Here is a 25,329-nt window from a genome sequence, read left to right as displayed (position 1 = left end):
ATCTTTCCCTGATAAAAAGTCCGCGAATAGCATAGCGGTAAGCCAAGTTCTGCGCCAGTTGTTAATTTAATGTTCAAAATTAGCGTTCCGGAATCGCGACCTTTGGTCAGCCAGAGCAAGCTGTTAAACTGCTGTCTCTACCCTGCGCTCAGGATAATAATGAAAGTCGATCTCAACCTGCTTCCGGTATTGGAAGTCCTGTTGGAAGAACAAAGCGTTACCGGTGCGGCCAGACGATTACACCTGAGTCAGTCGGCCGTCAGTAAGCAGCTCAACCGCCTGCGGGAGTTGTTCAATGACCCGCTGTTTGAACGCAGCGCCTTCGGCCTCAAGCCCACTCCCAGAGCGCTGGCTCTGGGGCCAGAGCTGCAGCAATGGCTCAGGTTAGCCGAGCGGCTGACGCTACCGGACGAGTTTGACCCCGCCGCCAGTGAACGTCAGTTTCGTATGCACTTGGTGGAAACCGCCTACTCGCTCACCCTGCCGCACTTTATGCCTTCCTTGCTGCGCCAGGCTCCGGGGCTGGATATCAACTGCAAGACCTGGCATCCGGGTACCATGGAACAACTGCATCGCTGCGAGTTGGATTTTGCCATAGGCTGCCGCGAGTGGGATCCCCGCTCACCCATGCATATCAACAGCCTGCCGGATGAACTCGAGTATCTGGAGCTGACCCGCGATAAACCCATCAGCCTGTTGTCGCCAACGCACCCGGCACTCAAGGGCGACTGGAACCTGGAGCGCTTTCTCAGTTTCGAACATCTGCAAGTGGCCTTTGGCGGCATCGAACATTGGTTACTGGATGATGTGTTGGCACTCAAGCGCAAGACCCGGCGGATCCGCGCCAATGTCACCGATTTCCCTACCGCGTTGGAACTTTGCCGTCACAGCGAGTTAATCCTTTGCGCTCCGGCCAAATACGCCGCTCAGGCACTGCAACACATTGAACTGGCAACACTGGACGTGCCGATAGAATTGGTACCCGGCGCCTATGTGTTGTTATGGCACAAACATTTCAACCAGGATCCGGCCCACAGGTGGCTGAGGGAGATAATTGCCAACACGGTAATCCCGGCCAATGCCTAGGGCTTAAGAATGAACGGCCAAGAGAGATTGGCTTAATCCCACCCGCAATATGCTGAACCCCGCTCTCAAGAATGAAATAAAATAGCCACAACAACAAAAGGCCCGGAGCAACATCACAGAGCGTAAACTCCTTGATGTGGCACCGGGCCCCAATAAGCCTCAAGAGTACTTCTTAGTACTGATGAGCCTCAGCCATCCTTGCAGGGGTATGGCACACAGAGCAAGATTCAACGATCGGAGCCGGATCGAATACCTTGAATTCAACCGCTTCGCCTTGGTGAACACCAGAAGGCGTTACGGCCACATTAAAGTCACCTCCCTGGGTACTCATGTGAGCCTGGGCGGCCGGAGTGCTATGACATGCCACGCAGTTCGCAGAAATAGCGGTAATGCCATAGACACTGTTTTCATCAAGCCCATTGAGCACGACTGCCGGTGCAACCTTTTCCAGATTGATCTCGCCTGTATGACAAGCCACACATTCCACCTTCTTATTCTTGTCGGTGGTAGGCATATCATTCACGCCGCGTTTGACCTTGTAATCACCAAAGTGCATGTTGTGCACCAACGGCCCCCACGCCATAGGATAGTCTTCACCCTGTTTACCCGGAGCCCAGTTGTAAGCGCTGTGACACTGGGTACAAGCATCGCCACCTAGGTCAAAGCCACCTCGCTGCCCGCCATGACCTTGCAAACCTTCGGTATGGCAGTTAAGGCACTTCATGCCATCAGAGCTGGTACGACGCACTTCTTTGATATTGGATACAGTAATAGGTGCATTACCATCGGCATAGGCGATTCGACCATCGACACCGCCCACCAGAACTTCACCCTCTTCGTATGGTGCGGCATGTTGAATGGTATAGGTATAAGAGCCATCGGCATTGGTGACCCCAGACATGGAGCGAGCCACATGGCCTTCATCACGTCCAGGCAATACCGCTTCACCATGCTTGATAGTGGTCGCCCAGCCGCGTGGAGTGGCATCTTTGATAGTGGCAACATCTACGGCTTTGCCTTCGGCATCGGTCGCTTTAACCGTGACTTCAATGCTGGTTTTATCAACAGAGCGCTGTACTGAGATTAACTCAAATTGATAACGGTTAAGGGCTTCATCCCGCGCCGCGCCATTTTTATGAGCATACATGTAACCATCGGGCCCATGACAGGTCTGGCATGAGGCATCAGTAAAATCGCTATGGTTAACATTACCCACGCGGTCGGCGTCAAACAGGCGGGTGTGACAAGTCACACAACCATTAATGGAGGCCGTGAACTGAACATCATCGGCATGACAAGTCGAGCAGCGCTTCATGTCCATGGAGTAATTCCCCCACAAAGCCGCATGGCCTTTGGAGCTCTTGCCGCCCTCGCCGTCAGACATTTTGCCATGGCCTATCATCGCCATGGTATTCAACGCATAGCCACCGTCTTTTTTCTCGGTCTGGGTATGGCAACTCAAACACGCCTCGACAATCACCACTTCTTGTTCGTTGTTCAAGGCGTGATGGTGTTGGTGCCATCCCCAAGCGGAATTGCCTGTCGCGGCAGTAAACTCACCATGACACGCCACACATTTAGCATCTTCAGTGGTACGGACTGGTGCATATTGATCCGTTTGAGTCAGCATTACCCGCTTGGTGCGTGGCATACCGTTGTTACCGTTACCGGGACGAATATAACCTATTCCCACAGATTCAGCAGTCACCCCTTCGCGAGGCATAGATAAGGTATAAACCCCTTCCCCGGCATGAGTTAAAGTACCTTTTGAATTACTGTCTCCGGCAAAATAAGTCAGACTCACTGTATCGGCAAGCACCCCCTGTGCATTGGTTACAGTGGACAAGAGCTCAACCTTATCCAAATCTTTGATGGGCACCCCATCTTGGTTTTCAACCGAAAACTCGACATTGACCAAACCATCACCAAAGTGCCAATCTAGCACCCTGGCCACCGCAGATGTGGTCACTACCGGTGGCTCTCCCGGCGTACCCGGGGTTCCCGGTGTACCTGGCTCTCCCGGCTTGCCATCTTTACCATCACTGCCGCATGCCGACACGCCTAATGCCGCAGCAATTATCATCACCATCTGGTATTTCTTTATTTTTCTCATTATTTTTCCCCTAATGCGTCAGAGGTACTACGAAATGAGTACCAGACAATAGAATAGGGAAACGGGAAATTTACTTTGTAAAGATGATCACATTTTGGGCAAATAAAGAAAATATATACAACATCAATCAAACACCGAAATCACAACAGCATTAATTGAAACTTAAACTTAAATTAAACAAACATTAATTTTACAACCACAAACTCAATGGCCGTTCGGCTAAAGCCCAAACCCTACTTTTAATTAGGCTTCCAAGCAATTGACACAAAAAATAGTAATTTATAATCACAAAGTTAAAACAGAATTCCTGAATAAAAAAGAACAGGTTTTAAGTAGCGAGTACCTATCAAAACTGTCATTTTCAAACGCCATCGATTAACAATCGATAAATTGAAACGTCACAGTGTTTCAATTTAGCCAGCCAAAACATTACGTCTTAATCCCCACAGCCTTCTCAATATAAAAACGAACCGCGGCAAGCCAATTAATACTAAAGGTGGTTAAAAGGCCATTTTCGACTTATTCATAAATTTCAAAAGTGCATAGAGAGCGCTATGCACTTATTCTAAAAATCGACATGACTAATTTGGCAAAAGCATTTTCAACGTACCAGCGACTAAGGAATATAGAGCATGTTAATTAGGGCCGCCGCTATGGTGGTAGCCGGATCTTTGCCATCCACCGTTGGTGCCAGGTTGGTCCAAACCACCAGAGTCACCTTGTTGACAGGATCATGCCCCATAAAGGAGTTATAGCCGGGCAGCTCACCTGTATGACCATAGAGGTTGCCAAACTTGGCGATCCCCAAGCCGTAATAGGCAGTGTTGAGATTATCGGGATCTATCGGCCTGACACTATCCAGACGCCTTCGCTGCCACTCGGCATTCAGCAGTTCTCCGGCAACCAAAGCCTCTACCCAGGTTGCCAACTCATTGGCAGTAGAGATCCCTGCTCCGGCCGCCCAGCCCCAGGAAGGATTGGCCTCAGTTTGATCTATGGGTGCCAGAATGCCCGCTCGGGCTTCTTGCTGCATCTTTTCGGGCAGCATATAGGGTGGATCCATAGTCAACACATTGGTGCCATACATATAGCCCCGCGCCAAGGGAGTGGGAAGAGTATTCGAATGGATATCGGGAAACAGAGTCCGCTCAAGCCCCAAGGGGGCAAACAACCTCTGTTGCATCACAGCCGCCAGCGGCTTACCATCGATTTGCTCGGCAATCAGTCCCAGCAAGACGGTATTGGTATTGGAGTATTCAAATGCGCTGCCGGGGGCAAAACCTGGCTTATGGGCAAAACTCATTGCCAGCAGCTCAGTCTGAGTCCACACCTTGGTTGGCTGCTCATCAAGCGTCTGATTCAACTCGAGCGTGGTGGTGTAGTTGAACAGGCCGCTGCGCATCGTAAGCAAATGCTCTATGGTGATCGACTCACCGTTTGGCACATTGTTGAGAAACATGGAGACAGTGTCATTCAATTGCAATCGCCCTTGCTGCACCATCTGTAAAATCACGGTACCGACCCAGGTCTTGGTATTGGAGCCCACCCTGACATGCTGGTCAAAATCGGTCGCTTCACTGCCGCCATAACGGGTTACCCCATAGGCGGTTTTAAAATCGCCCCTTGGCGTTCGCAGGATCACCACGGCGCCGGGTACCAGCATCTCCTTGGCCAGTTGTTCCACCGTCTGCTGCATCTTGGCCGTGTCGACAGGATTGAGCACCGCCTCTTGCGAATCCGAATTGCAGGCGCTAAGCACACTCACAGAGACCAAGATAGACGCGTAGATAGGCAGATAAGCCCAACCCCACTTGGCACTAACGGCCGCCTTATCGCCAAAGGTTCTGGCTCCTAAGCACACCCTACTCAACACTCGATTAAACATAAACAGCCTCCCTATCTGTTGTTGCATACGGCGAGCTAGACTATCCCGCCTTCCATTGCATCACACAAAGCTAGTCAGCTTTAGTTGTGGGTTCAAGTTGTTGTGAGAGAAATATGGCGGGCGCTTCCAGAAGGATGGCCTAGTTGGCTAAATCCTTGGAATGGGGAAAATAAAGCATAAAACTTTTGAAAAACAGACAAATAGAAATTCCACATAGGCATCTATCATTTTTGTAGCCCTATCCTGCCTGAAAATTCGATTTCTATATTCACTTATCACCTGAACGAGCTCAAATCAGCTTAGATGTCAACGACTCATCATTAAAAGTGCTTACCTTTAAGTACCTTGGCAACTAGAATCTTGACTTTTTCAGTAATGGATGCGCCGTTTTATTGTTGACAGTGACGCCATCTTTAATTCAACGCTTATACATAGGCATATATATTTTTACTGTGCTACCAGTTAAGAGGCGAATAGTCCACCGCCTAACTGGTAAGCACTTTTTCGCATTAGGATAAAACTGAAATGCGCTGTTTCATACTTTAATATAGGCTTGACTCACACCTATTGAGAACAGCTGAAACCGGTCAAAGAGCATCACACAACATTTCCCTAACCCCCTTACCACTCTTGAAGGCACAATCAATGGCTAATTGTCTATCGGCACTGAGGTTACCCATCTCCTGGTCAATTAACTCTGCACCTTGTTCCAGGGTATTGGCGTCCATCACAGTTTGAAAAAGCTGCAAATACCAGTTTTGGTTCGGCCGTAACGCTATTCCTTGTCTTTCAAAGTACTGGCATGTTCGAATGATCACTGAGCATTGCATCATCACATAGGTGGATTTCACTTCTGTACGGCGCCATAACCGCTCTACGCTCATTAACGCAAATAAGCCAGACAATGTTTGAGCGAGTAAGTATTGCCCCACCAATTCAGCTGTATCTTGATTCCGATATTTTAAGTGGGAGTCAACAATGAAAAAGGTACTAAAACAACATTCCGCCATCGAAGTAACCAACTGTTTGTTTTCGGGGTATCCCTTGTCCCTCAAGCCGGAAACAACATCATCCAATACCACTTCGTATATGTTGGATAACAAAGTATCCAAAGCAGCAGGTAATTCAAGCTGCTCGTCAGTATCCGATACGGAGTCAGACTTACGCAATGCGACCACTAGCTCTTCGAGCATATTCGTCAATATCAAAACTTCGTTTTCAGAAAACTGATCCAAGTACTGGAAGTCATAATCATTGATAAATAGAGTTTTTTTATCACAACGAATACTACGGATTTCACTTAAGGAAAAGCTCTCTACCTTTCTTAGCGTACCTTTAGCCCAAATGGCATGAGGAGTTACAACCAGAAAATCTTTGGTTGTTTGCATAAAGGTGTTATCCACAATCATCAGGATATCGTAAGGTTCGATTTTACCCTCTGATATCTCAATGACTTTTCTGACTTTGTGGACTTTGATAGCCGGCGCGATTTGGATTTGCTGGGATAGACGATGCCTCTTGGCCACAGCGTTAACTATATCCAAGTATTCCCGCTGATAGCTACCTTCAAAAGCAGGCTTGGAACTGGATTCCTGCTGCGGCTTTTCAGGCGTAAGGCTTGCGGGGGCAGCGCTTTCAGCAGTGACGCTCGCCGGAGCTGTATTAGTGATAGAAGCGCCACCATTTGCATTCGCTACCGGAGTAACAGTCTCGGTTGTAACGCCTTCAGGGGAAAGATTTTCAGTAGTAACGCTCGCCGAAGCTGTATTGCTGACAGAAACGTCACTATTTGCATCTGTTGCCGGAGTAACGTCGGCTTGTGCCACATTCGAAACTTCAGCAGTTTCTGTCGCCCCTGTATTGCCTTGTATTTTTTGGGCCAGTTTTTCCAATAGTGTCAATAAAACCGCGGGCTTCATCCCGGAACCCGCCATACCAAAAGCACAGCCTTGACCCAACAACAGTTCGGAACCGTCAACGGCATGCTCTTGACTGGTGTTTATCAACTCTTCCCACGACATGTGGTTTTTTGCAGAAGTTGTTGTCCAGTCATTTTTCCAAAACAATCCTTCAGATGTAAATGCCAGACCATTTTTTGCAGAACCAAAAACCGTAGAATCGACTATGGCATAAATATCGACCGATGATGACATGCCATAACATGCACTGGCATTTTTAGCTTTCTTGCTGGGTATGTTGGGCGCAACAAAAAGCCCATCAGAGTGGAAGTTCTGCAAAATCTCCAGCACATCTGTTTCCATTTATCCTGTTCCTTGTATAAAACCGTGCTCAATACTTAGCTATGTAAAGCATTGATATCATTTGAGTAAGGTTCAGGATAAATGCTACAAGCAGCCTTCTGCAATGCTTTCTTAGCGGAAATTTGAACTCTAACGACTTCGTCATTCCAACACCCAGTATCCTATAGGTTCGGGGGTCCGCCATGACCAGCGCTGTGATATTACAGTGAGCACCGTAGCCATGTTGAACCGCTTAAAGATCCCATAGATGACAGGCTCAAGCTGACGACCGACTTTAGCCGAGTATTCAAAGGGCCGGATGGTACGCTGGAGCCACTTACAGCGCTTTGTAAAACCAGAGCTGTGGATCTGCAACGACGGCGAAGGCAAGGGGCTGCTAATTGTCAAAAGCTTTTTAGCTAAATCCCCGAGGCCCCGGGTACTAATCTTGAGGAAAGGTCCGGGTCTAACCAGCTGATATGTTCCCGAACGATACCGCAATCAGGGCAAAGAATACGGCGGACGGGTAACCGTAACTGAACCTGAAACGACAGTATGGTTCGTTCCGATTAGGTGCGAAGTGAAGCGTTGTGAACGGCCTTAGCCTGTTTGCCGCGAGCACAGTGAACGTTATCAATCAGTTTTAGATGAATAATGAGGGATTGTTAATTTTGCTCTGGGAAGGCTTCAAAGCCTTCCCAGAGCAAAATGGGAAAGGTAATATTCGACATTGAGAACGGTTGGGGTTGATCATTGTTTTTGTTTGGCGACTAAACAATAACTCTCCAACCGTTTTCATTTCCGGTCCACGCTAATCTGCGATGAACCATAAAAAAGCGAATCCTGAGATTCGCTTATTATCGATTATATTAGCCTCAAGCAGCAATAATAGCGTCACTGCCGAAGAGAAGGCAATGAAGCCGATCATTTTCGCCGCGCAGTTTACTTGAGTAAGTGAGCAGCGAAAATGATTGGATGACGCCCTAACTAATGTGCTCCACTAAACCATAATTGCGTCGCTGACGAAACTAATGCTAGGCAAATCGATGGCGCCAGCGCGCAGTTGACTGATGTCAATGAGCACTGGCGCCAAGATTTAACGCCGCAGTAGCGAGTCCAAGCAGCAATAATGGCGTCACTGCCGAAGAGAAGACAATGAAGCCGATCATTTTCGCCGCGCAGTTTACTTAAGTAAATGAGCAGCGAAAATGATTGGATGAAGCCGTATTATCGAGGCCAAGTAGCCATGTTACTCGTACTCAGACATAGGCACACAGGCACAAAACAAATTCCTATCCCCATACACATCATCAATACGATTCACGGTCGGCCAGAACTTGTTGGCCTTGACTGTGGCATTCGGGAATACCGCCAGTTCGCGATCGTATGGACGGCTGTCGAAGGCGGGATCCATGATGTCGGCTAGCGTGTGTGGTGCATTGTGCAGCGGGTTATTGTCCGCAGGCCACTCACCGGCTTCGACCCGGGCGATTTCACCGCGGATGGCCACCATGGCTTCGATAAATCTGTCCAGTTCGGCCTTGGACTCAGACTCGGTCGGCTCGATCATCAGGGTTCCGGCAACCGGGAAGCTCATGGTCGGTGCGTGGAAGCCGTAGTCGTTGAGACGCTTGGCCACATCCATTTCAGTAACGCCGGAGGCTTCTTTCAGCGGACGCAGATCGATAATGCACTCGTGAGCCACACGGTCGTTACGGCCGCGGTACAGCACTGGATAGTGCTCTGACAGTTTCTTCATCACATAGTTGGCGTTGAGCATGGCGTTTTGGGTTGATTCACGCAGGCCCTTGGCGCCCAGCAGCTTGATGTACATCCAGCTGATTGGCAGTATGCTGGCGCTGCCGTAAGGCGCGGCAGAAACAGCGCCGTTGTTGTCGCTTTCGCGGCCCGGCTTAACCAGAGTATGACCGGCAACGAAAGGAGCCAAATGCGCTTTTACGCCGATAGGACCCATGCCTGGACCACCGCCGCCATGAGGGATGGCGAAGGTCTTGTGCAGGTTGAGGTGGGAAACGTCCGCGCCGATAAAGCCGGGGGTGGTCACACCCACCTGGGCATTCATGTTGGCACCGTCCAGATACACCTGGCCACCGTGTTGATGGATCACCTCACAGATCTCCGAGACGGTTTCTTCATACACGCCGTGGGTGGAAGGATAAGTGATCATGATGCAGGACAGGTTGTCGGCCACTTCGGCCGCCTTGGCGCGCAGATCTTCCATGTCCACGTTACCGCGCTTGTCACAGGCCACAACCACTATCTTCATACCCGCCATCTGCGCCGAAGCCGGGTTGGTACCGTGAGCAGACTGAGGGATCAGACAGACATTGCGGTGCCCCTCGCCGCGGGATTCATGGTACTTCTTGATGGCCAACAGCCCGGCGTATTCGCCGGATGCACCCGAGTTGGGCTGCAGGCACATGGCGTCATAGCCGGTGATTTCCACCAGATAATCAGACAGCTCATTAAGCAGCTTTTCATAACCCTTGGCTTGATCCAGCGGGCAGAATGGATGCAGGTTGGCAAATTCCGGCCAGCTGATAGGCAGCATTTCGGCGGTGGCATTCAGCTTCATGGTGCATGAACCCAGAGAGATCATCGAGTGGTTCAGCGCCAGGTCTTTGTTTTCAAGACGCTTGATGTAGCGCAGCATCTCGGTTTCGCTGTGGAAGCTGTTGAAGGTTGGATGAGTCAGGATAGCCTCATCACGCAGCAGCGCCGCAGGGATGGACTCACTGCCCTTGGCAAGGATTTCAGCGTCCAGTGCCGCCACATCCAGGCCATGACCGGCGCCCAGAATGATATCAAACAGGGCCGCCAGATCATCAGCGGTAGTGGTTTCATCCAGGCTGACACCCAGAGTGCCTTCGGCATCGATACGCAGGTTGCTCTCGGCGGCAACGGCGCGGGCCAGCACGGCGTCTTTGTCGGCCACTTTGAAGGTCAGAGTGTCAAACCAGCTAGCGTTGACCAGCTCAACGCCCTTGGCCTTGAGGCCGGCGGCGAGAATGTCGGTCAGGCGGTGGATACGCTCGGCTATGGTCTTCAGCCCTTGTGGGCCATGGTATACAGCGTAGAAAGAGGCCATGTTGGCCAGCAGGATCTGCGCGGTACAGATATTGGAGTTGGCCTTTTCGCGGCGGATATGCTGCTCACGGGTTTGCATCGCCATCCGCAGCGCTGTGTTGCCACGGCTATCTTTGGAAACGCCTATGATACGGCCAGGCATGGAACGCTTGTGTTCGTCTCGGGTCACGAAGAAGGCGGCGTGCGGGCCACCATACCCCATAGGCACGCCGAAGCGCTGCGCGCTGCCAAAGACCACATCGGCACCCAGACTACCGGGAGACTTGAGCAATACCAGCGACATGATATCGGCGGCAACTGTCACAATCGCCTTCTGCTCGCGCAGCTTGGCGAAGAGTTCACGCTGATCGTTCAGCTCGCCTGTCTTGCCGCTGTACTGAAACAGGGCACCAAAGAGTTCATGATTGAGCGCTTCCTCGGCGGGGCCTACGACGACTTCAAAACCAAAGCATTCGGCGCGGGTCTTGACCACATCCAGCGTCTGCGGGAACACGTCATCGGCAACGAAGAAGATATTGGCTTTCTTGGCCTTGGACACCCGCTTGGCCAGCGCCATGGCTTCGGCGGCGGCAGTGGCTTCGTCCAGCAGCGAGGCGGAGGCCAGATCCAGGCCGGAGAGGTCCATAGACATCTGCTGGAAATTCAGTACCGCTTCTAGGCGGCCCTGGGCAATTTCCGGCTGGTATGGGGTATAAGCCGTGTACCAACCTGGGTTTTCCAGCACATTACGCAAAATGACGTTAGGCACTTCAGTGCCGTAGTAGCCCATGCCTATGTAGCTCTTGAATACCTTGTTCTGCTTGGCCAGACTCTTGATATAAGCCAGACCTTCGGCTTCGCCACAGGCTTCGCCCACGGCCAGATCCCGGTTCAGACGAATCGACTCCGGTACTATCTGCGCCGTCAGATCTTCCAGTGACTCGGCGCCAACATAATTCAGCATCTCTTGCTGCTGTAGGGCGTCGGAGCCGATATGACGACGGATAAAGAGTTCGTGCTGCTCTAACTGAGTGAGGGTTTGCTTGGTCATGATTAACCTTGTTCCATGTTCGCCGGTATCCAGCCGTAGGGAGGCGGTGTACCAGTCTCTTTATTGGTAAAACAAACGAAGCCCCGGAGGGCTTCGTTTTTCAGCAACGCTTATTCTTCGTCGATGACAGCCTGATATCCTTCGGCATCGAGCAGGTTATCCAGCTCAGACAGATCGGAAGGCATGACGCGGAAGAACCAGCCATCACCGAATGCATCGCTGTTGACCAGCTCAGGGCTGTCTTCCAGCGCTTCGTTGATGGCAATCACTTCACCGGACAGTGGAGCATAGATATCTGATGCCGCCTTAACAGACTCGGCCACGGCGCAGTCTTCGGAGGCGCTGACGATGTCACCTACATCCGGCAATTCAACGAAAACCATATCACCCAGCAACTCCTGTGCATGTTCAGTGATACCGACTGTGTAACTACCGTCTTCTTCCTTGCGGATCCATTCGTGAGAAGAAGCGTACTTCAGTTCGCTTGGAATATTGCTCATTATTCTTGTTCCTTTCCCATGTTTTAGAATGCTTGTTTACCGTTACGCACAAAGCCTGGTGCCACTACTTTAACAGCGACACGCTTCTTGCGCATTTCGACTTCGGCCGTATCCCCTATGGAGTTCGGTACCCGGGCCATCGCAATAGAATAGCCCAATGTCGGTGAGAATGTACCACTGGTGATCACGCCTTCCTGCTCATTGCCGTTGGCGTCGGTGAAGAATACCGGCATGCCGTGGCGCAGCACGCCTTTTTGCTCCATCACCAAACCGATAAACTTGTCTGCACCGGCCGCTTTGATGGCGGTAAGAGCTTCACGGCCGATAAAGTCACGATCGCTCGGTTCCCAGGCAATGGTCCAGCCCATGTTGGCGGCCAGCGGGTTAACGGTTTCGTCCATGTCCTGACCGTAGAGGTTCATCCCGGCTTCCAGGCGCAGCGTATCACGGGCACCCAAACCACATGGTTTAACACCGGCATCGAGCAGCGCTTGCCAAAGGGCTTCGGCTTCTTCGGCTGGCACGGTAATTTCGTAACCTTCTTCACCTGTATAGCCGGTAGTAGCCACAAACAGGCTGCCCGCCTGCACACCGAAGAAAGGCTTCATGCCTTCAACGGCCGCTTTTTGCTCGGCGCTGAACACAGTTGCGGCTTTGGCCTTGGCGTTAGGGCCCTGCACGGCAATCATCGCCAGCTCAGGGCGTTCGGTCACTGTGACATCATAGGGCTTGGACTGCTCACCAATCCAAGCGAGATCTTTGTCGCGGGTGGCTGAGTTAACGACAACCCGGTAATGGGTGTCATCGAGATAATAAGTGATCAGATCGTCAATCACCCCGGCGTCATGATTCAGCATGCCGCTGTAAAGCGCCTTGCCGGAGACCTTGAGTTTGGCGATATCGTTGGCCAGCAGTTTACGCAGGAAGGCTTTGGCATCGCTGCCGCTGACATCAACAACCGTCATATGGGAGACGTCGAACATACCGGCGTCCTGACGCACTGCGTGATGTTCTTCAATCTGCGAACCATAGTTGAGTGGCATATCCCAACCATGAAAATCAACCATCTTGGCATTGGCTTCCAAGTGCTTGTTAAAGAGTACAGTTTTATTAGCCATTGTTATCCCTTCTCATCGGGGCTTTTCGGTGTTACCCAAAGGTAAAACCGAGTTAAAATGCTGCGAAATTATACCCTGCGTCACAAATTTGTATATAAGTGATTTTTCTAATCCGAACCATTATGGATTAATTTTTCTCATGGTTTACCTGTAATTTTTTTACAGCAAATCACAGTTGAAGCATAAAAAACGCCCAATGACGACTGTTTTTGGGCGTTTTCCTTCACATTCGGCTAACCTGGATGAAGATTATTCAGGACGGCACAGACGCGGCAGCTTGAATTTGTGCCCCATGGCCTGTTGCATGAACACAGTTTTCAGCCCAGCGAAATTGTCTACTAAGTTGAGACCGAGATCGCGAATCGCCTTCTTCAAAGGATTGCTACCAGCAAACAGCCGCTTGAACCCCTCCATGGCGGCTATCATCTCCATCGCCTCGGCCTTGCGCCAGCGCTCGAGGGCGCGCAGTTCGCCATAGGCGCCGATATCTTTGCCTTCTCCGTGCAATGCCGCCACGGTTTCCACTATGGCGCCGGCATCGAGGAAGCCCAGGTTAACCCCCTGCCCCGCCAACGGATGTATGGTGTGCGCCGCATCGCCGGCCAGCAACAAACGATGACGGGCGAAATGGCGCGCATAACGCATCCGCAGCGGAAAGCTCTGGCGTTCACTCTCCAACTGACACAGGCCCAGGCGGCCATCGAAGGCGGCGGTCAGTGCCCGGGAGAAGGCTTCATCATCCAACGCCTGCAAGGCTTCGGCCTTTTGCGGCGGCACCGACCAGACGATGGAACAGAGGTCGCTCTCATAAAGCGGCAGAAACGCCAACGGGCCATCGGCACTGAACACCTGGCGGGCACAGTCACCATGGGGCAACTGAGTGCGAATGCTGGCGACTATGGCGTGATGGCCGTAATCCCAGAAAGTCAGCGGGATCTGACACTGTTGGCGAACCCAGGAGTTGGCGCCATCGGCAGCCACCACAAGGGCGGCACTGAGGTTATCGCCGTTATCCAGCGTCAGCCAGGCTTCACGTTCACCAAAGGCGATACGCTCAAGCCGGGTATGTTCCAGCAGTGTCAGCTGTTCCAGCTCTGTGGCCCGCTGAGCCAGGGCGTAGTGAATGGCATCGTTTTCGATTATGGTGCCAAGGGAAGTCTCACACTGGCTCTGGGCATCAAACTGGATGCGCCCCATGCCGTCTTTTTCCCAGACATCCATCTTGCTGTATGGTCCGAGGCGGGACTTATCCAGATAGGCCCAGGCCCCCAAGTGTTCGAGCAGCGCCTGGCTGGCCTTATTGATCGCACTGACCCGCAGCCGCGGCGCGCCCTCGACCGGCGCGGCACCGGCGGCATCTATCACCACCACCTTGAGCCCGGCCTGTGCCAAACCGCAGGCCGTTGCCAATCCCACCATACCGCCGCCCACCACGGCCACATCATAGCTTTGGAAATTCATCGTCACTGACTCCTGGAAAACAGACATGCCGATTGTCTGTGCCACCCCATGGCTCTGTGGGCCACCGGGGTCTTGAGAGGTGGGCACCAGGAGAGGATCCTGAGTCCCAGATTTCGTCCGGCCACCAGCGGCCAGTAGTTGTTGGAAAAACCGCGCACCAGAAACTCGATATTGTTGATGGTCTGGCGTCTGTCCTGCTCACGGGCAGCATGATAGGCATGCAGCACCTGGGCTGCGCCTGGGTCAGCGCCTTCGGCCAATACCGGCTCCAGCGTTTCCAGCACAGTGACCAGATCCCTGAGCCCCAGATTGAAGCCCTGCCCGGCTATCGGGTGCAGAGTCTGGGCGGCATTGCCCAAATAAAGCGTGCGGTGATAAATGGGCCTTGGCATGTAAGAGAGGCTCAGTGGGTAGCGGTGACGCTCCCCCACGGCCACAAAACGCCCGGCCCGATAACCGAAGGCCTGTTGCAGCTGCTGCAAAAACTCGGCCTGCGGCAGAGCCTGCACCCGCTCGGCCTCTTCATGGGGCAAGGCCCACACCAGAGAGAGCCTGGCCTGGCCGTCGCTGTCACCCATAGGCAGCAGTGCCAGGGGGCCGTGCTCGGTGAAGCGCTCCCAGGCCATGCCATTATGGGGCTTGTCGGTAGCAACATTGGCGATAACCGCGCTCTGACCAAACTCAAACTGCTGCAACGCCTGTTGCTGCTGGGCACGCACCGAGGAGTTAACCCCATCTGCCGCCAGCAATAAGCGGCAGGAAAGCCGCTGACCATTACTGAGGGTCAAACTATGGCCCGCAGCCGAAGTTTGCAGCTTCTCGAGACGCGCCGGGCAATAAAGCTGGATATCACTGTTGCCGATGGCGCTAAACAGCCGCTGGCCGACCCGCTCTAGTTCCACCACCTGGCCGAGGGAGTCCAGCGCAAACTGCTCGGAGTTGAGCTCTGTCATGCCGAAATGGCCGCGATCCGAGACATGAATATCGGTTATCGCCGTGCCCAGGTCTTCAAGCAAAGGCCAGATGCCGAGGCGCTTGAGTTCAAACACTGAGCCATTGGCTATGGCGATGGAGCGGGCATCGAAACCAGGATGTTGCTTGGCGGGATCGAAGGCCTCGATAACGGCAATTTTCAGCGGACGGGAGAGTTTCCTGGCCAGGGAGGCCAGCCCCAATGCCAGGGTGGCACCGGCCATGGCACCGCCGACAATGGCGATATCCAGCTCAGTGCATTCCTGACTCACAGCTTGGGCGTCAACTTGCGGGTTCATCTTTCCTCTACTCAGGCACGCTCAATGGGTGCCGTCACAGAAAATGACAGGGCACACAGGTGCCCTGTCAATGCAGCGTATTATTGTCCGGTGTTTCGGCGTCGAGATCAGGCAACTCTGGGCCGAACTCTGAATAGCAGAGAATGGCGGCCATGCGAACAAACTCCAGCAGCTCGAGATATGCACTTTCAGATTCGTCATCGTCGGCAACATCGAACTCTACCTGGGCAATTTCCGCTAGATCTTTGATCACTTCACGAACATCTTCCGATGCCTGATTCAAACCCGGTTGAATAATGGCGATGCCGGTGAGGAAGCTCTGAGCCCAGAGCGAGAGCGCCTCTACCCGCACCGTCAGAGGTTCTTCCTCTTCAGGCAGCAGCAGGGTGAAGCCAAAGTCTGGATCCTGCAGTCGATTGACGGTATCGCCAAAAAGTTCGGTTATCAGTTGTGTCAGTTCGTCGGGCAGGCGCTGACCGTCGTTCATCAGCTCGAGCAAGGGCTGATACCAGGCCTGCTCCTGCTGTGGCACGCCGCCACAAATCAGGCCCACCAAAGCGCCATGCACTTCAACCGGATGCTGACCTATGTCGGCGTTGTCGAGCGCACTGCGCAGGCTTTCGATACGTAATGAGGGTGGGGTTGCCATAAAGCTGTCCAAGTATTGAATTTACCCCCGTCATGCTAGCAGAGTTAGGGATGGCGACCAAGACTGGAATCTTACCCAAGCTGCGAGCCAGGTCGTGCATTTGCAATGCATCTGGGCTTCGCCATTTAGCTACTGCCGGGATTTTGCGCCAGGGAAGCTCATAGAAACAGCAGCCGACGCAACCAAAGTGGCGCTTGTCTTGCACTTTAACGCTGAGCTAGATATATTCCGCCACAGAGCCAAAGAAAAGGATCCCGTGCGGAAGATGAGTAACAGTGCCATAGATATCACCCTGTTGGGGCGCACCTACTCCATCGCCTGTCCCCCGGGTCAGGAACAGGCACTGCAAGCGGTGGCGCAGAAATTGGAGCTGCAACTGGGCAAGATAAAGGCCCGCACCAACGCCATCAGCCGCGAGGAAATGGCTTTGATGGCCGCACTCAACATAGGCTATGAGCTCTATGAAGAGCAGCGGAAGAATCAAGATTATATGAGCCAAATGGATGATAGGATCCGTTTGCTGCAATCCACTCTTGAGCACGCATTGGTTGAGCGAAGCGCAAGAGAGGATTAAACTGAAATAGCACGAACCCTCACAGGTTCGACCCAGAATTTGCTCCCTGGGGTGTGCGACAGCTGGTAATGTCCCTGTGCCGATATTTTTAATCTCAGGGTGAATGTTTTACTGACATTGTGCATGCTCGGCGCGAACCGAGAAGCCTTAGGATGTAATCATTTACCCGCCTTGAACCTACGGTTCAAGGGCTACACCGGCATCGACATTCTGGGGAGCATCCTCTTTATGACCCACACAAACTCAAGCAGCCAACCCCGTGATGGGCGTTGCAAGACGCTCAGGCAAGCCATTCGCCATGCCCGCAGGACCATTCCCGAAGCCGAGCAGCATGTCGCCGCCCTCAAGGGTTGTGCGCAGTTTTTAACCTTGCTCGATGAACTGAGCGCCCAAGGCAGAGCCATCAAGACAGTCGCCCTCTACTTTAGCTGTGACGGCGAGCTGGACACAGCTCCCCTTATCGAAGCGCTATGGCAACGGGGAATCACCACCTGTCTGCCGATCATTCATCCCTTTGCCCCGGGACGTTTACTGTTTCTGCGTTATCAACTCTCCAGTGAACTGCACGCCAACCGCTTTGGTATCCCCGAGCCCAGGCTGGATATCCGCACTCTGGTGCCTTTGGCTGAACTGGATCTCATCCTTACGCCATTGGTGGCCTTCGATGCCCAGGGCAACCGTATGGGCATGGGCGGCGGCTTCTACGACAGAACACTGGCCGCGGCGCAGCAAAGCGCCCGAACTGTGCCATTGCTGGCAGTCGGCTTTGCCCATACCCTGCAGTTGGTGGACTCCCTGCCCCTCGCCCCCTGGGATATCCCGCTGCCCTTTATCGTTACTCCGGACAAGCTGCATAGCTTCAACACTCTGACGGCTGAATCTTGACCCAAAAAAGTGGTATAACGTCAGCCAGAGATGTCGCGGAGTAAGCAAGTATGGCACGCCAGTATCGCAGCCTTGATAGACCAGACAGTGCCCAGCGGGCCAAGGTTAAGCAGCAGATGCAGCGGGAAACCTATCAAAATATGCGCCGGCAACAGTCACGGCCCAAGGCAATGCTCGGCGCCTTGCTGGGCGCCATTCTTGCTGTATGGCTGTTTCTATTTATGGCCAGCAGCAACAGCACTCTGGTTTGGCTGTATATGCTGCCGGCGGTGGCTGTGGGCCTGGGTGCCAGATGGCTGGGGAAGTGTTTCGAGTGGCAGCTTTTGCTGCCGGTTCCGCTGATTACGCTACTGCTTTATAGCCTGGCACTCTGGTTGTTACTGCGCTTTCATGCCTCGGATCTCCTGATAGTGCCGCTTTGCTGCGGTATCAGCCTTTACTGCGCCCGCCGTTCACTGAGCCCCATGGAGCAAAGCGCCCTGTGGCAGGCCAAGCTGGAGCAACACTGAGACCTGGCTCCAGGCGGTTATTGCTGTTACTGAATATCTTGGAGAATCCTCTTCTGGCGTTGGCTTGAATGTCAGGGCCGGTTAATAACGTCCGCCCTGTTGGCACTCTGTCCAAACGACTTCTATGCTGAAAGCCATATAGGCAGCTCATTATCATGCCGCCGAGTCGGCCTTGTCGTTTTTGGAATTCCACTCAAAGGAGAGAACAAGCGATGAAAAAGTCCATCCTGATCCCGGGTTGTTTATCACTGGTGTTTGCCGCATCACAACTGGCCGCCGAAGAGGTCAGCATCTCATTACTGTCGGCAGATGGTCCAAGCCCCATAGGCAGCATCAGTCTCAGTGATTCTGCCTACGGTCTGGTGTTAACCCCCAATCTTAAGCAACTCACACCCGGCGCTCACGGCTTCCATGTGCATCAAAATGGCAGTTGTGACACCAGCAGTAAAGACGGCAAGACGGTATTGGGCGGCGCGGCCGGAGGTCACTTCGACCCTGATGGCAGCGGCAAGCATGGTTACCCCTGGACAGATGACAATCACAAGGGTGATCTGCCACCGCTCTATGTCGATGCTAACGGCATGGCTTCCACACCTGTGTTGGCACCAAGGTTGAAACTGGCCGACGTCAAGGGCAAAGCGCTGATGATCCACATGGGAGGCGATAACCATTCAGATCACCCGTCACCACTGGGCGGCGGTGGCGCCCGTATGGCCTGTGGCGTGATTAACTGAGCCGCACCAAACACAAAAAACGCGGCTCAAGAGCCGCGTTTTTTATTACAATTCCGGAATCTATAGCTTGGCTTGTTTAGTGGCTTTCGCCCTTGCCTCTTAGACGCGCCACCATATTCATCATGGCCACGGCGATGGCACCGGCCAAAATGCCGAACAGGGCGTTGAGCAAGGTAGGCGTCAGCGCTGCCAGCACAGGGCCGGCCACAGCCAGAGAGCCTACCCAGTTGGCAACATGGGTTATCTGCTCACTGACCCAATGCAGGCCATGGGTGAGAATACCGCCCCCCACCATAAACATGGCGGCGGTACCTACTATGGTGAGCAGCTTCATCAACTTGGGCGCGGCGCTGACCAGCATAAGCCCAATACGCCTGAGGTTGTGAGCCCAAAAACCCTCGCCTCTACGCCTTGAGAGATACAGCCCGGCGTCATCCAGCTTAACGATACCGGCCACCAAGCCATAGACCCCGATAGTCATGACCACGGCAATGATAGACAGAGTGGCCAACTGGGTCATAAAGGCTTTTTCCGCCACAATCCCTAAGGTGATGGCGATGATTTCCGCCGATAACACAAAGTCAGTACGTATCGCCCCTTTGACTTTCTGCGCCTCCCAGGCGCGAATATCCTCGACCTCTTTCATGGCAGCTTCGATGACGGCTTCATCGTCTGTTTCGGCAGAAGCCTTGCTGTGGCTGGCCTTGTGCCAGAGTTTTTCAAAGCCTTCAAAACAGAGAAACAAACCACCGAACATCAATAGCGGTGTAACCGCCCAGGGTATAAAGGCGCTGATCAGCAGGGCTGCCGGCACCAGAATAAGCTTGTTGCGAAAAGAGCCCTTGGCAACGGCCCATACCACAGGCAGCTCCCGATCGGCGCTGATCCCTGTTACCTGCTGCGCATTGAGCGCCAGATCGTCCCCCAATACCCCGGCAGTTTTCTTGGCAGCAACCTTACTCATTACCGCCACATCATCCAGGATGGTGGCAATATCATCCAAAAGAGTCAGTAGACTCGCTCCAGCCATTTAAATCTCCTTAAACCAGGTCAGTTTTGCGCTCTAAATAGGTTCGGTATGCGACATATTCAAGCGGCACCAGTGCACTTTTTTCAGCGCAGTACTGCCACATCAGCCTGGCCGTTCCCCCATCGGCTATGGTAGCGCATGGGCGCATGCCGCCACAGTAAAAAATGCCTAACCTAAGTTGTTCTTCAAGAACTATTCTTCAGGACAAGATTGAGCAGCACTTTTCACTACAACTCGGAGTATACTAAGGCAAGTTCAAGTGAATTTGTCAGAATCAACAGGATGGCATTATGACCCAAGATGAAATGAAGAAGGCGGCCGGTTGGGCGGCGCTGGAATATGTCGAAAAAGACAGCATAGTTGGCGTGGGCACCGGCTCTACCGTCAACCACTTTATCGATGCTCTGGCTACGATAAAGGCCGATATTGAAGGCGCGGTTTCCAGCTCTGAAGCCTCCACCGCCAAACTCAAACAGTTGGGGATCCCTGTGTTTGATCTCAATTCAGTAGATAAGCTGTCTGTGTATGTCGATGGCGCCGATGAAATCAACGGCCACATGGACATGATCAAGGGTGGCGGCGCCGCGCTGACCCGGGAAAAGATAGTTGCGGCCGTGGCCGACAAGTTTATCTGTATCGTCGATAACACCAAGCAAGTCGATGTGCTGGGCAACTTCCCGCTGCCGGTAGAAGTGATCCCCATGGCCCGCTCCTACGTAGCCCGTGAGCTGGTGAAACTGGGTGGCGATCCTGTCTATCGTGAAGGTGTAGTAACAGATAACGGCAACGTCATTCTGGATGTCTATAACCTGAAGATACTGAACCCCAAAGAGCTGGAAGTACAAATTAATGCCATAGTGGGCGTAGTGACCAATGGTCTATTCGCCAACCGTGGCGCCGATGTGCTCCTGGTGGGCACCCCAGAAGGGGTTAAAACCATCAAGTAAGCCCTAAGCTTGAATGCCAAAAGCCGCCAGCAGGCGGCTTTTTTGTAAAAATTTAAGCAAATTGCAGAGCAAGAACAGTCGGCTCAGGAGTAAAAAATAGCCAACCAGACGCTAGTTTGCTCCTCGGCAGTCCAGCTGACTCTGTGGCGCACATGAGCGGGGATATTGAGCCAGTCCCCCGGGTTCAGGCTCACTTCTGAACCATCTTCATACTGCAGCCGGGCGGCACCTTGCAGCAACAATACCCATTCATGCTGCGCTTGATCGTACCATTGCCCTTCGGGCGTTACCTGACCGTGGGACAGAATGCGCTCAATTTTAAGATCCGGCGTGGCCAAGAGCGCGTCAAACTGCTCGGCATCGAGCTGCTTGGGTATGTTGGCAAACAGATTGTTCATCTTGCTCTCCTGCGACATATGAGCCGTTACTCAGCCTATCCCTATCTTAAATAGACTCCCGGTGTGCACTTGGTTTTACTGCTTGTTTTACAGGGGTTCCAGCTGCTCAACCAGCAACTGCAGGTTACTGTTGCCGCGAAACTCGTTCACATCCAGCTTATACAGCAGGCGCACATGATTGATGCTGGCATCGGGCCAGGTCTTGAGATCCACATTGAAGGCGATGGCATCGGCCATGATCCGGCCGCACTCAGTCTCCAGCACCAGTTTAAGATGTTTCTCTGCCACCAGTCTCTGCTGCAGAATTCTGAAATGGCCATCAAATAGCGGCTCGGGGAAGGCCTGACCCCAGGGACCGGCATCTCTGAGCAGTTGCGCCGTATCCAGGGTAAAGCATTCAAGCGGCAATTCACCGTCGGAGAACAGCTCGCCATTGAGATCCTCCAGGGTCAGCAGCTCACGAACACAGGTGTCAAAGGCCTCGGCAAACTGCTCGAAGGCATCCTTACGCAACGAGAGCCCGGCGGCCATGGCATGACCACCGAACTTGATGATCATCCCGGGATGACGGGCATTGATAAGCTCCAGCAGATCGCGCATATGCAGCCCCTTGATGGAGCGGGCCGAGCCCTTGATTTCAGTGTCGCTGGCTTCGGCAAAGGCGATTACCGGACGGTGGAACCTGTCTTTTATCCGGGAAGCCAGAATGCCTATCACCCCCTGATGCCAGTCCGGCTGATACAGGGCAATACCCCAGGGCTGTTCACTCTCTTTGAGCTGCAGCGCCTCCAGGCTCTTCATCGCTTCTTGCTGCATGCCGGTTTCCAGCTCACGGCGCTCGGCGTTGAGGCCATCAAGCTCGGCCGCCATTCTTCTCGCCTTGAGCATGTCATCGCACAAGAGAGTTTCGACTCCGAGCGCCATTTCATCCAGCCTTCCGGCGGCGTTGAGTCTGGGGCCAACCGCAAAGCCGAAATCGGCGGCCACCAAACGCGCCGGATTGCGGCGGGCCACTTCCAGCAAGGCAGTGATCCCCGGACGACAGGCGCCGTTTCGCACCCTTTTGATACCCGCGTCCACCAGAATACGGTTGTTGGCATCGAGCGACACCACATCGGCCACTGTGCCCAGGGCCACCAAGTCCAGCAATACACTCAAGTTGGGCTCGGCCAAGGCATGATTAACGAACCAGTGACGTTTTCTCAACTCTGCCCGCAGTGCCAACATCAGATAGAAAGCCACCCCGACCCCGGCAATCGACTTGGAAGCAAAGCTGCAACCGGGTTGGTTGGGGTTAATGATGGCATCGGCCTCGGGTAATTCATTGCCCGGCAAATGGTGATCTGTGATGACAACCGTCATCCCCAGCGCCTTGGCGGCCCTGACGCCTTCGATGGAGGAGATACCGTTATCGACAGTGATCAGTAGCTCGGCGCCCTTGCCATGCGCCACCGCCACTATTTCAGGGCTGAGGCCATAGCCATAATCGAAACGATTGGGGATCAGATAATCACAGTTTTCCATTCCCATCATTCTGAGCGCCAACAGACACACACTGGTGGAGGTGGCACCATCGGCATCGAAATCACCCATGATCAGAATGCGGCGGTTGGCCGCGATGGCATCGGCCACCAGCTCGGCCCCTTGCTGCAAGCCCAGCATGGTATCCGGCCTGAGCAGACGCTTGAGCACCAACTCGCACTCGGGAGCCTGAACGCCGCGACTGGCGTAAATCTGTTTTAACAGCGGATGTAGATTTGCGGGTAAATGGCTGTCGTCCACCCTGGGACGACGGACGATTTTGTGGATCACTGTGGGTTATTCTTGAAAATGGCTTTGCCGGGCAAGATAACAAAAAGGCGAGCAGCTTGCTCGCCTTTTTGAGTAATAAAAGCGCTTATAGCTTGGCACGCTCCAGGTTATACAACAGCTCTCTAGGAGCCTGATAACCGGGGATCAGAGTCCCATTTTCGAGGATCAAAGCCGGTGTTCCACTGATCCCCATCTTCATCCCCAATTGATGCTGGCCAGTGATATTGGCATCACACTTGGCCATCTTAACCCCTTTGCCTGCCTTGGCATCTGTCATAGCTTGTTGGGGATCTTTGGCACACCAAATCGCTTCCATCTCTTCGGCGTTGGGGGATGGTACACCCTGACGGGGATAGGCCAAATAACGTACTGTGATGCCCAAATCGTTGTACTGCTGCATTTGACTGTGCAGCTTGCGGCAATAACCACAAGTCACATCGGTAAACACAGTCACCACATGTTTTTCATTCTTGGCCTTGTAGACCAACATCTCATCTTCAAAAGGCTTGAGCATCTCGAGTCTTGGGCCGGCCAGTGCCGCCTCGGTGAGATTCTTCATGTCTTGGTTCAGATCGTAGAGGTTGCCGTGCAGCAGCTTGGAACCATCTTTGCTGACATAGAGCACGCCACGATTGGTAATAACCTGATACAAATCAGGGATAGGTGAGTCGGCCATGGAGATCACTTCAATACCCAGGGTATCGCTGAGCTTTTGCTTCAGTTGATCACCCGATTCGGAAGCCGCAGAGGCAACACCGACAAAGGGTGTAACCGCCAGCGCCAGACACAGAGAGAATGCACGGGTTAACTTCATTGGAAATCCTATCTTATTGGGGTCGATTAAAGTTTATTGTTCTCTATCAGACCGGAGAAGAGGCTGAAAAGTTACAGTCAGATGCTATCGAAAGCAACTAATTGCGTAGCAGATCAAAGAATTCAACCTCTTGGATGATGCTGTTGATGCAGCGACTGCAACCTGGCATTGGCCACATGGGTATAGATTTGGGTGGTAGACAGCGAGCTGTGCCCCAGCAACAACTGCACTACCCGCAAGTCGGCGCCATGGTTGAGCAAATGGGTGGCAAAGGCGTGTCTCAGGGTATGGGGCGACAACTCGGTGCTGATACCGGCCCGCAGGGCATAGAGCTTGATCCTGTGCCAGAAGGTCTGGCGGGTCATCATCTGGGCACGCTTGGAGGGAAACACCACATCACTCTGTTTACCGCCGAGCAGTTCGGTGCGTGCCAGCTTGAGGAAAGACTCTATTTCGCTGACGGCCACCTCACCCATGGGCACCAAGCGCTCCTTGCCGCCTTTACCCGTGATCCGTACCAGCCCCTGACGCAGACTCACCTGCTCCAGCGTCAACCCTACCAGTTCAGTGACCCTGAGCCCGGTGGCGTATAGCAGCTCCAGCATCGCCTTGTCTCGGGCTTCGATTGGGTCTTCCCGTATGGGCTCAGCCAGCAAGGCATCCACCTCGGCCTCGCTGAGACTACCGGGCAGTTTGCGCTTGAGCTTGGTGGAGGCGATACGCGCCATGGGATCTTCCGTTATCAGTTGCCGACGCAGCAAAAAACCGTAAAAGCGCCGCAAGCTGCTCTTCAACCTGGCACTGCTACTCTCGGCAACGCCTTTGCCGAATCGAAAACCGAGATAATCCTGCACCGCATCGCGCCCGGCGGCACTGAGCGTCAGCCCTCTTCCCTGCAGATACTGATCAAAATGGCGCAGGTCATTGCGATAGGCCGCCAGGGTGTTGTCGCTCAGGCCCTTACTGGACCAGAGGTCATCGAGAAAACCTTCAATCAAAGGATCCTGGACATAAGCGGATGAAGAAGTCGCGGCCACAAACAATACTCCAATAAAAAACGGCGTCATCAAGGATAACGCCGTCTCGAAATGGACTCCAGTCACTCTGAGCTCTTGCAAAGGACTTAAGTCATTTGCTGCAAACTATGTTGCATCAGGCCGATAAG

20 protein-coding genes and 1 other RNA gene are annotated in these 25,329 nt (G+C 53.1%); 7 read left to right on the top strand and 14 right to left on the bottom strand.

What is annotated here, in order from left to right; all coding sequences use genetic code 11:
* Positions 1 to 153: 153 nt before the first annotated feature.
* A complete protein-coding gene (locus tag K5621_RS04415) occupies positions 154 to 1,086 on the top strand; it encodes a LysR family transcriptional regulator (protein WP_221051119.1) in 933 nt (310 codons plus the stop codon).
* A gap of 172 nt (positions 1,087 to 1,258) precedes the next feature.
* On the opposite strand, the gene K5621_RS04410 is transcribed toward K5621_RS04415, so the two are convergent.
* The 9 genes from K5621_RS04410 to K5621_RS04370 form a co-directional block, all read right to left on the bottom strand.
* Positions 1,259 to 3,199: a multiheme c-type cytochrome gene (locus K5621_RS04410; protein WP_221050534.1), complete on the bottom strand. Its 1,941-nt coding sequence runs from the start codon at positions 3,197 to 3,199 to the stop codon at positions 1,259 to 1,261.
* A 616-nt stretch (positions 3,200 to 3,815) separates the two neighbouring features.
* Positions 3,816 to 5,084, bottom strand: coding sequence for a serine hydrolase domain-containing protein (locus K5621_RS04405; RefSeq protein WP_221050533.1), 1,269 nt, complete (start codon positions 5,082 to 5,084; stop codon positions 3,816 to 3,818).
* Positions 5,085 to 5,671: 587 nt separating this feature from the next.
* Entirely contained in the window at positions 5,672 to 7,345 is a 1,674-nt protein-coding gene (locus K5621_RS04400) for a hypothetical protein (protein ID WP_221050532.1), read from the bottom strand.
* 1,228 nt (positions 7,346 to 8,573) lie between these two features.
* A complete protein-coding gene (gene gcvP, locus K5621_RS04395) occupies positions 8,574 to 11,462 on the bottom strand; it encodes an aminomethyl-transferring glycine dehydrogenase (RefSeq protein WP_221050531.1) in 2,889 nt (962 codons plus the stop codon).
* A 110-nt stretch (positions 11,463 to 11,572) separates the two neighbouring features.
* Complete coding sequence (gene gcvH / locus K5621_RS04390; protein ID WP_100142582.1) at positions 11,573 to 11,962, bottom strand: glycine cleavage system protein GcvH; 390 nt, start codon at positions 11,960 to 11,962, stop codon at positions 11,573 to 11,575.
* A gap of 23 nt (positions 11,963 to 11,985) precedes the next feature.
* Positions 11,986 to 13,080, bottom strand: a complete 1,095-nt coding sequence (gene gcvT, locus K5621_RS04385; RefSeq protein ID WP_100142581.1) for a glycine cleavage system aminomethyltransferase GcvT — start codon at positions 13,078 to 13,080, stop codon at positions 11,986 to 11,988.
* Between the two features lie 249 nt (positions 13,081 to 13,329).
* Entirely contained in the window at positions 13,330 to 14,541 is a 1,212-nt protein-coding gene (locus K5621_RS04380; RefSeq protein WP_221050530.1) for an FAD-dependent monooxygenase, read from the bottom strand.
* Between the two features lie 2 nt (positions 14,542 to 14,543).
* A complete protein-coding gene (gene ubiH, locus K5621_RS04375; protein ID WP_221050529.1) occupies positions 14,544 to 15,812 on the bottom strand; it encodes a 2-octaprenyl-6-methoxyphenyl hydroxylase in 1,269 nt (422 codons plus the stop codon).
* Positions 15,813 to 15,879: 67 nt separating this feature from the next.
* Entirely contained in the window at positions 15,880 to 16,461 is a 582-nt protein-coding gene (locus K5621_RS04370) for a UPF0149 family protein (RefSeq protein ID WP_100142578.1), read from the bottom strand.
* A gap of 265 nt (positions 16,462 to 16,726) precedes the next feature.
* On the opposite strand from K5621_RS04370, the gene zapA reads away from it, so the two are divergent.
* The 5 genes from zapA to sodC all read left to right on the top strand — a co-directional run bounded on the left by zapA (position 16,727) and on the right by sodC (position 19,163).
* Positions 16,727 to 17,035: a cell division protein ZapA gene (gene zapA / locus K5621_RS04365; protein WP_039034557.1), complete on the top strand. Its 309-nt coding sequence runs from the start codon at positions 16,727 to 16,729 to the stop codon at positions 17,033 to 17,035.
* Between the two features lie 40 nt (positions 17,036 to 17,075).
* Positions 17,076 to 17,256, top strand: a non-coding RNA gene (gene ssrS, locus K5621_RS04360) — 6S RNA.
* Between the two features lie 7 nt (positions 17,257 to 17,263).
* The gene (locus K5621_RS04355; RefSeq protein WP_221050528.1) at positions 17,264 to 17,920 is read left to right on the top strand and encodes a 5-formyltetrahydrofolate cyclo-ligase; all 657 of its coding nucleotides are present in this window, start codon (positions 17,264 to 17,266) and stop codon (positions 17,918 to 17,920) included.
* Positions 17,921 to 17,970: 50 nt separating this feature from the next.
* Positions 17,971 to 18,429 carry a hypothetical protein gene (locus tag K5621_RS04350; RefSeq protein ID WP_101052601.1) on the top strand — a complete coding sequence of 153 codons (459 nt, stop codon included), beginning with the start codon at positions 17,971 to 17,973 and terminating at the stop codon, positions 18,427 to 18,429.
* Between the two features lie 212 nt (positions 18,430 to 18,641).
* Complete coding sequence (gene sodC / locus K5621_RS04345) at positions 18,642 to 19,163, top strand: superoxide dismutase family protein (RefSeq protein ID WP_221050527.1); 522 nt, start codon at positions 18,642 to 18,644, stop codon at positions 19,161 to 19,163.
* 76 nt (positions 19,164 to 19,239) lie between these two features.
* Here the strand turns inward: sodC and K5621_RS04340 are convergent, their stop codons facing one another.
* Positions 19,240 to 20,193: a DUF808 domain-containing protein gene (locus tag K5621_RS04340; RefSeq protein ID WP_221050526.1), complete on the bottom strand. Its 954-nt coding sequence runs from the start codon at positions 20,191 to 20,193 to the stop codon at positions 19,240 to 19,242.
* Between the two features lie 290 nt (positions 20,194 to 20,483).
* Between K5621_RS04340 and rpiA the strand changes: the two genes are divergently transcribed.
* Positions 20,484 to 21,140, top strand: coding sequence for a ribose-5-phosphate isomerase RpiA (rpiA, locus tag K5621_RS04335; protein WP_025008999.1), 657 nt, complete (start codon positions 20,484 to 20,486; stop codon positions 21,138 to 21,140).
* 83 nt (positions 21,141 to 21,223) lie between these two features.
* Here rpiA and K5621_RS04330 read toward each other — a convergent pair whose 3' ends face one another.
* The 4 genes from K5621_RS04330 to xerD form a co-directional block, all read right to left on the bottom strand.
* Complete coding sequence (locus tag K5621_RS04330) at positions 21,224 to 21,538, bottom strand: cupin domain-containing protein (protein ID WP_100142573.1); 315 nt, start codon at positions 21,536 to 21,538, stop codon at positions 21,224 to 21,226.
* 87 nt (positions 21,539 to 21,625) lie between these two features.
* Positions 21,626 to 23,350, bottom strand: a complete 1,725-nt coding sequence (gene recJ, locus K5621_RS04325; RefSeq protein ID WP_221050525.1) for a single-stranded-DNA-specific exonuclease RecJ — start codon at positions 23,348 to 23,350, stop codon at positions 21,626 to 21,628.
* Positions 23,351 to 23,435: 85 nt separating this feature from the next.
* Complete coding sequence (gene dsbC, locus K5621_RS04320; protein WP_100142571.1) at positions 23,436 to 24,164, bottom strand: bifunctional protein-disulfide isomerase/oxidoreductase DsbC; 729 nt, start codon at positions 24,162 to 24,164, stop codon at positions 23,436 to 23,438.
* A gap of 122 nt (positions 24,165 to 24,286) precedes the next feature.
* Complete coding sequence (xerD, locus tag K5621_RS04315) at positions 24,287 to 25,231, bottom strand: site-specific tyrosine recombinase XerD (RefSeq protein ID WP_221051118.1); 945 nt, start codon at positions 25,229 to 25,231, stop codon at positions 24,287 to 24,289.
* Positions 25,232 to 25,329: the final 98 nt, after the last annotated feature.

It is taken from the genome of Shewanella carassii (assembly GCF_019670705.1).
In the GTDB taxonomy this organism is placed as follows: domain Bacteria; phylum Pseudomonadota; class Gammaproteobacteria; order Enterobacterales; family Shewanellaceae; genus Shewanella; species Shewanella carassii.
Note: the sequence above shows the minus strand (reverse complement) of the source record. Positions and strands in the feature narration are given on the sequence as shown.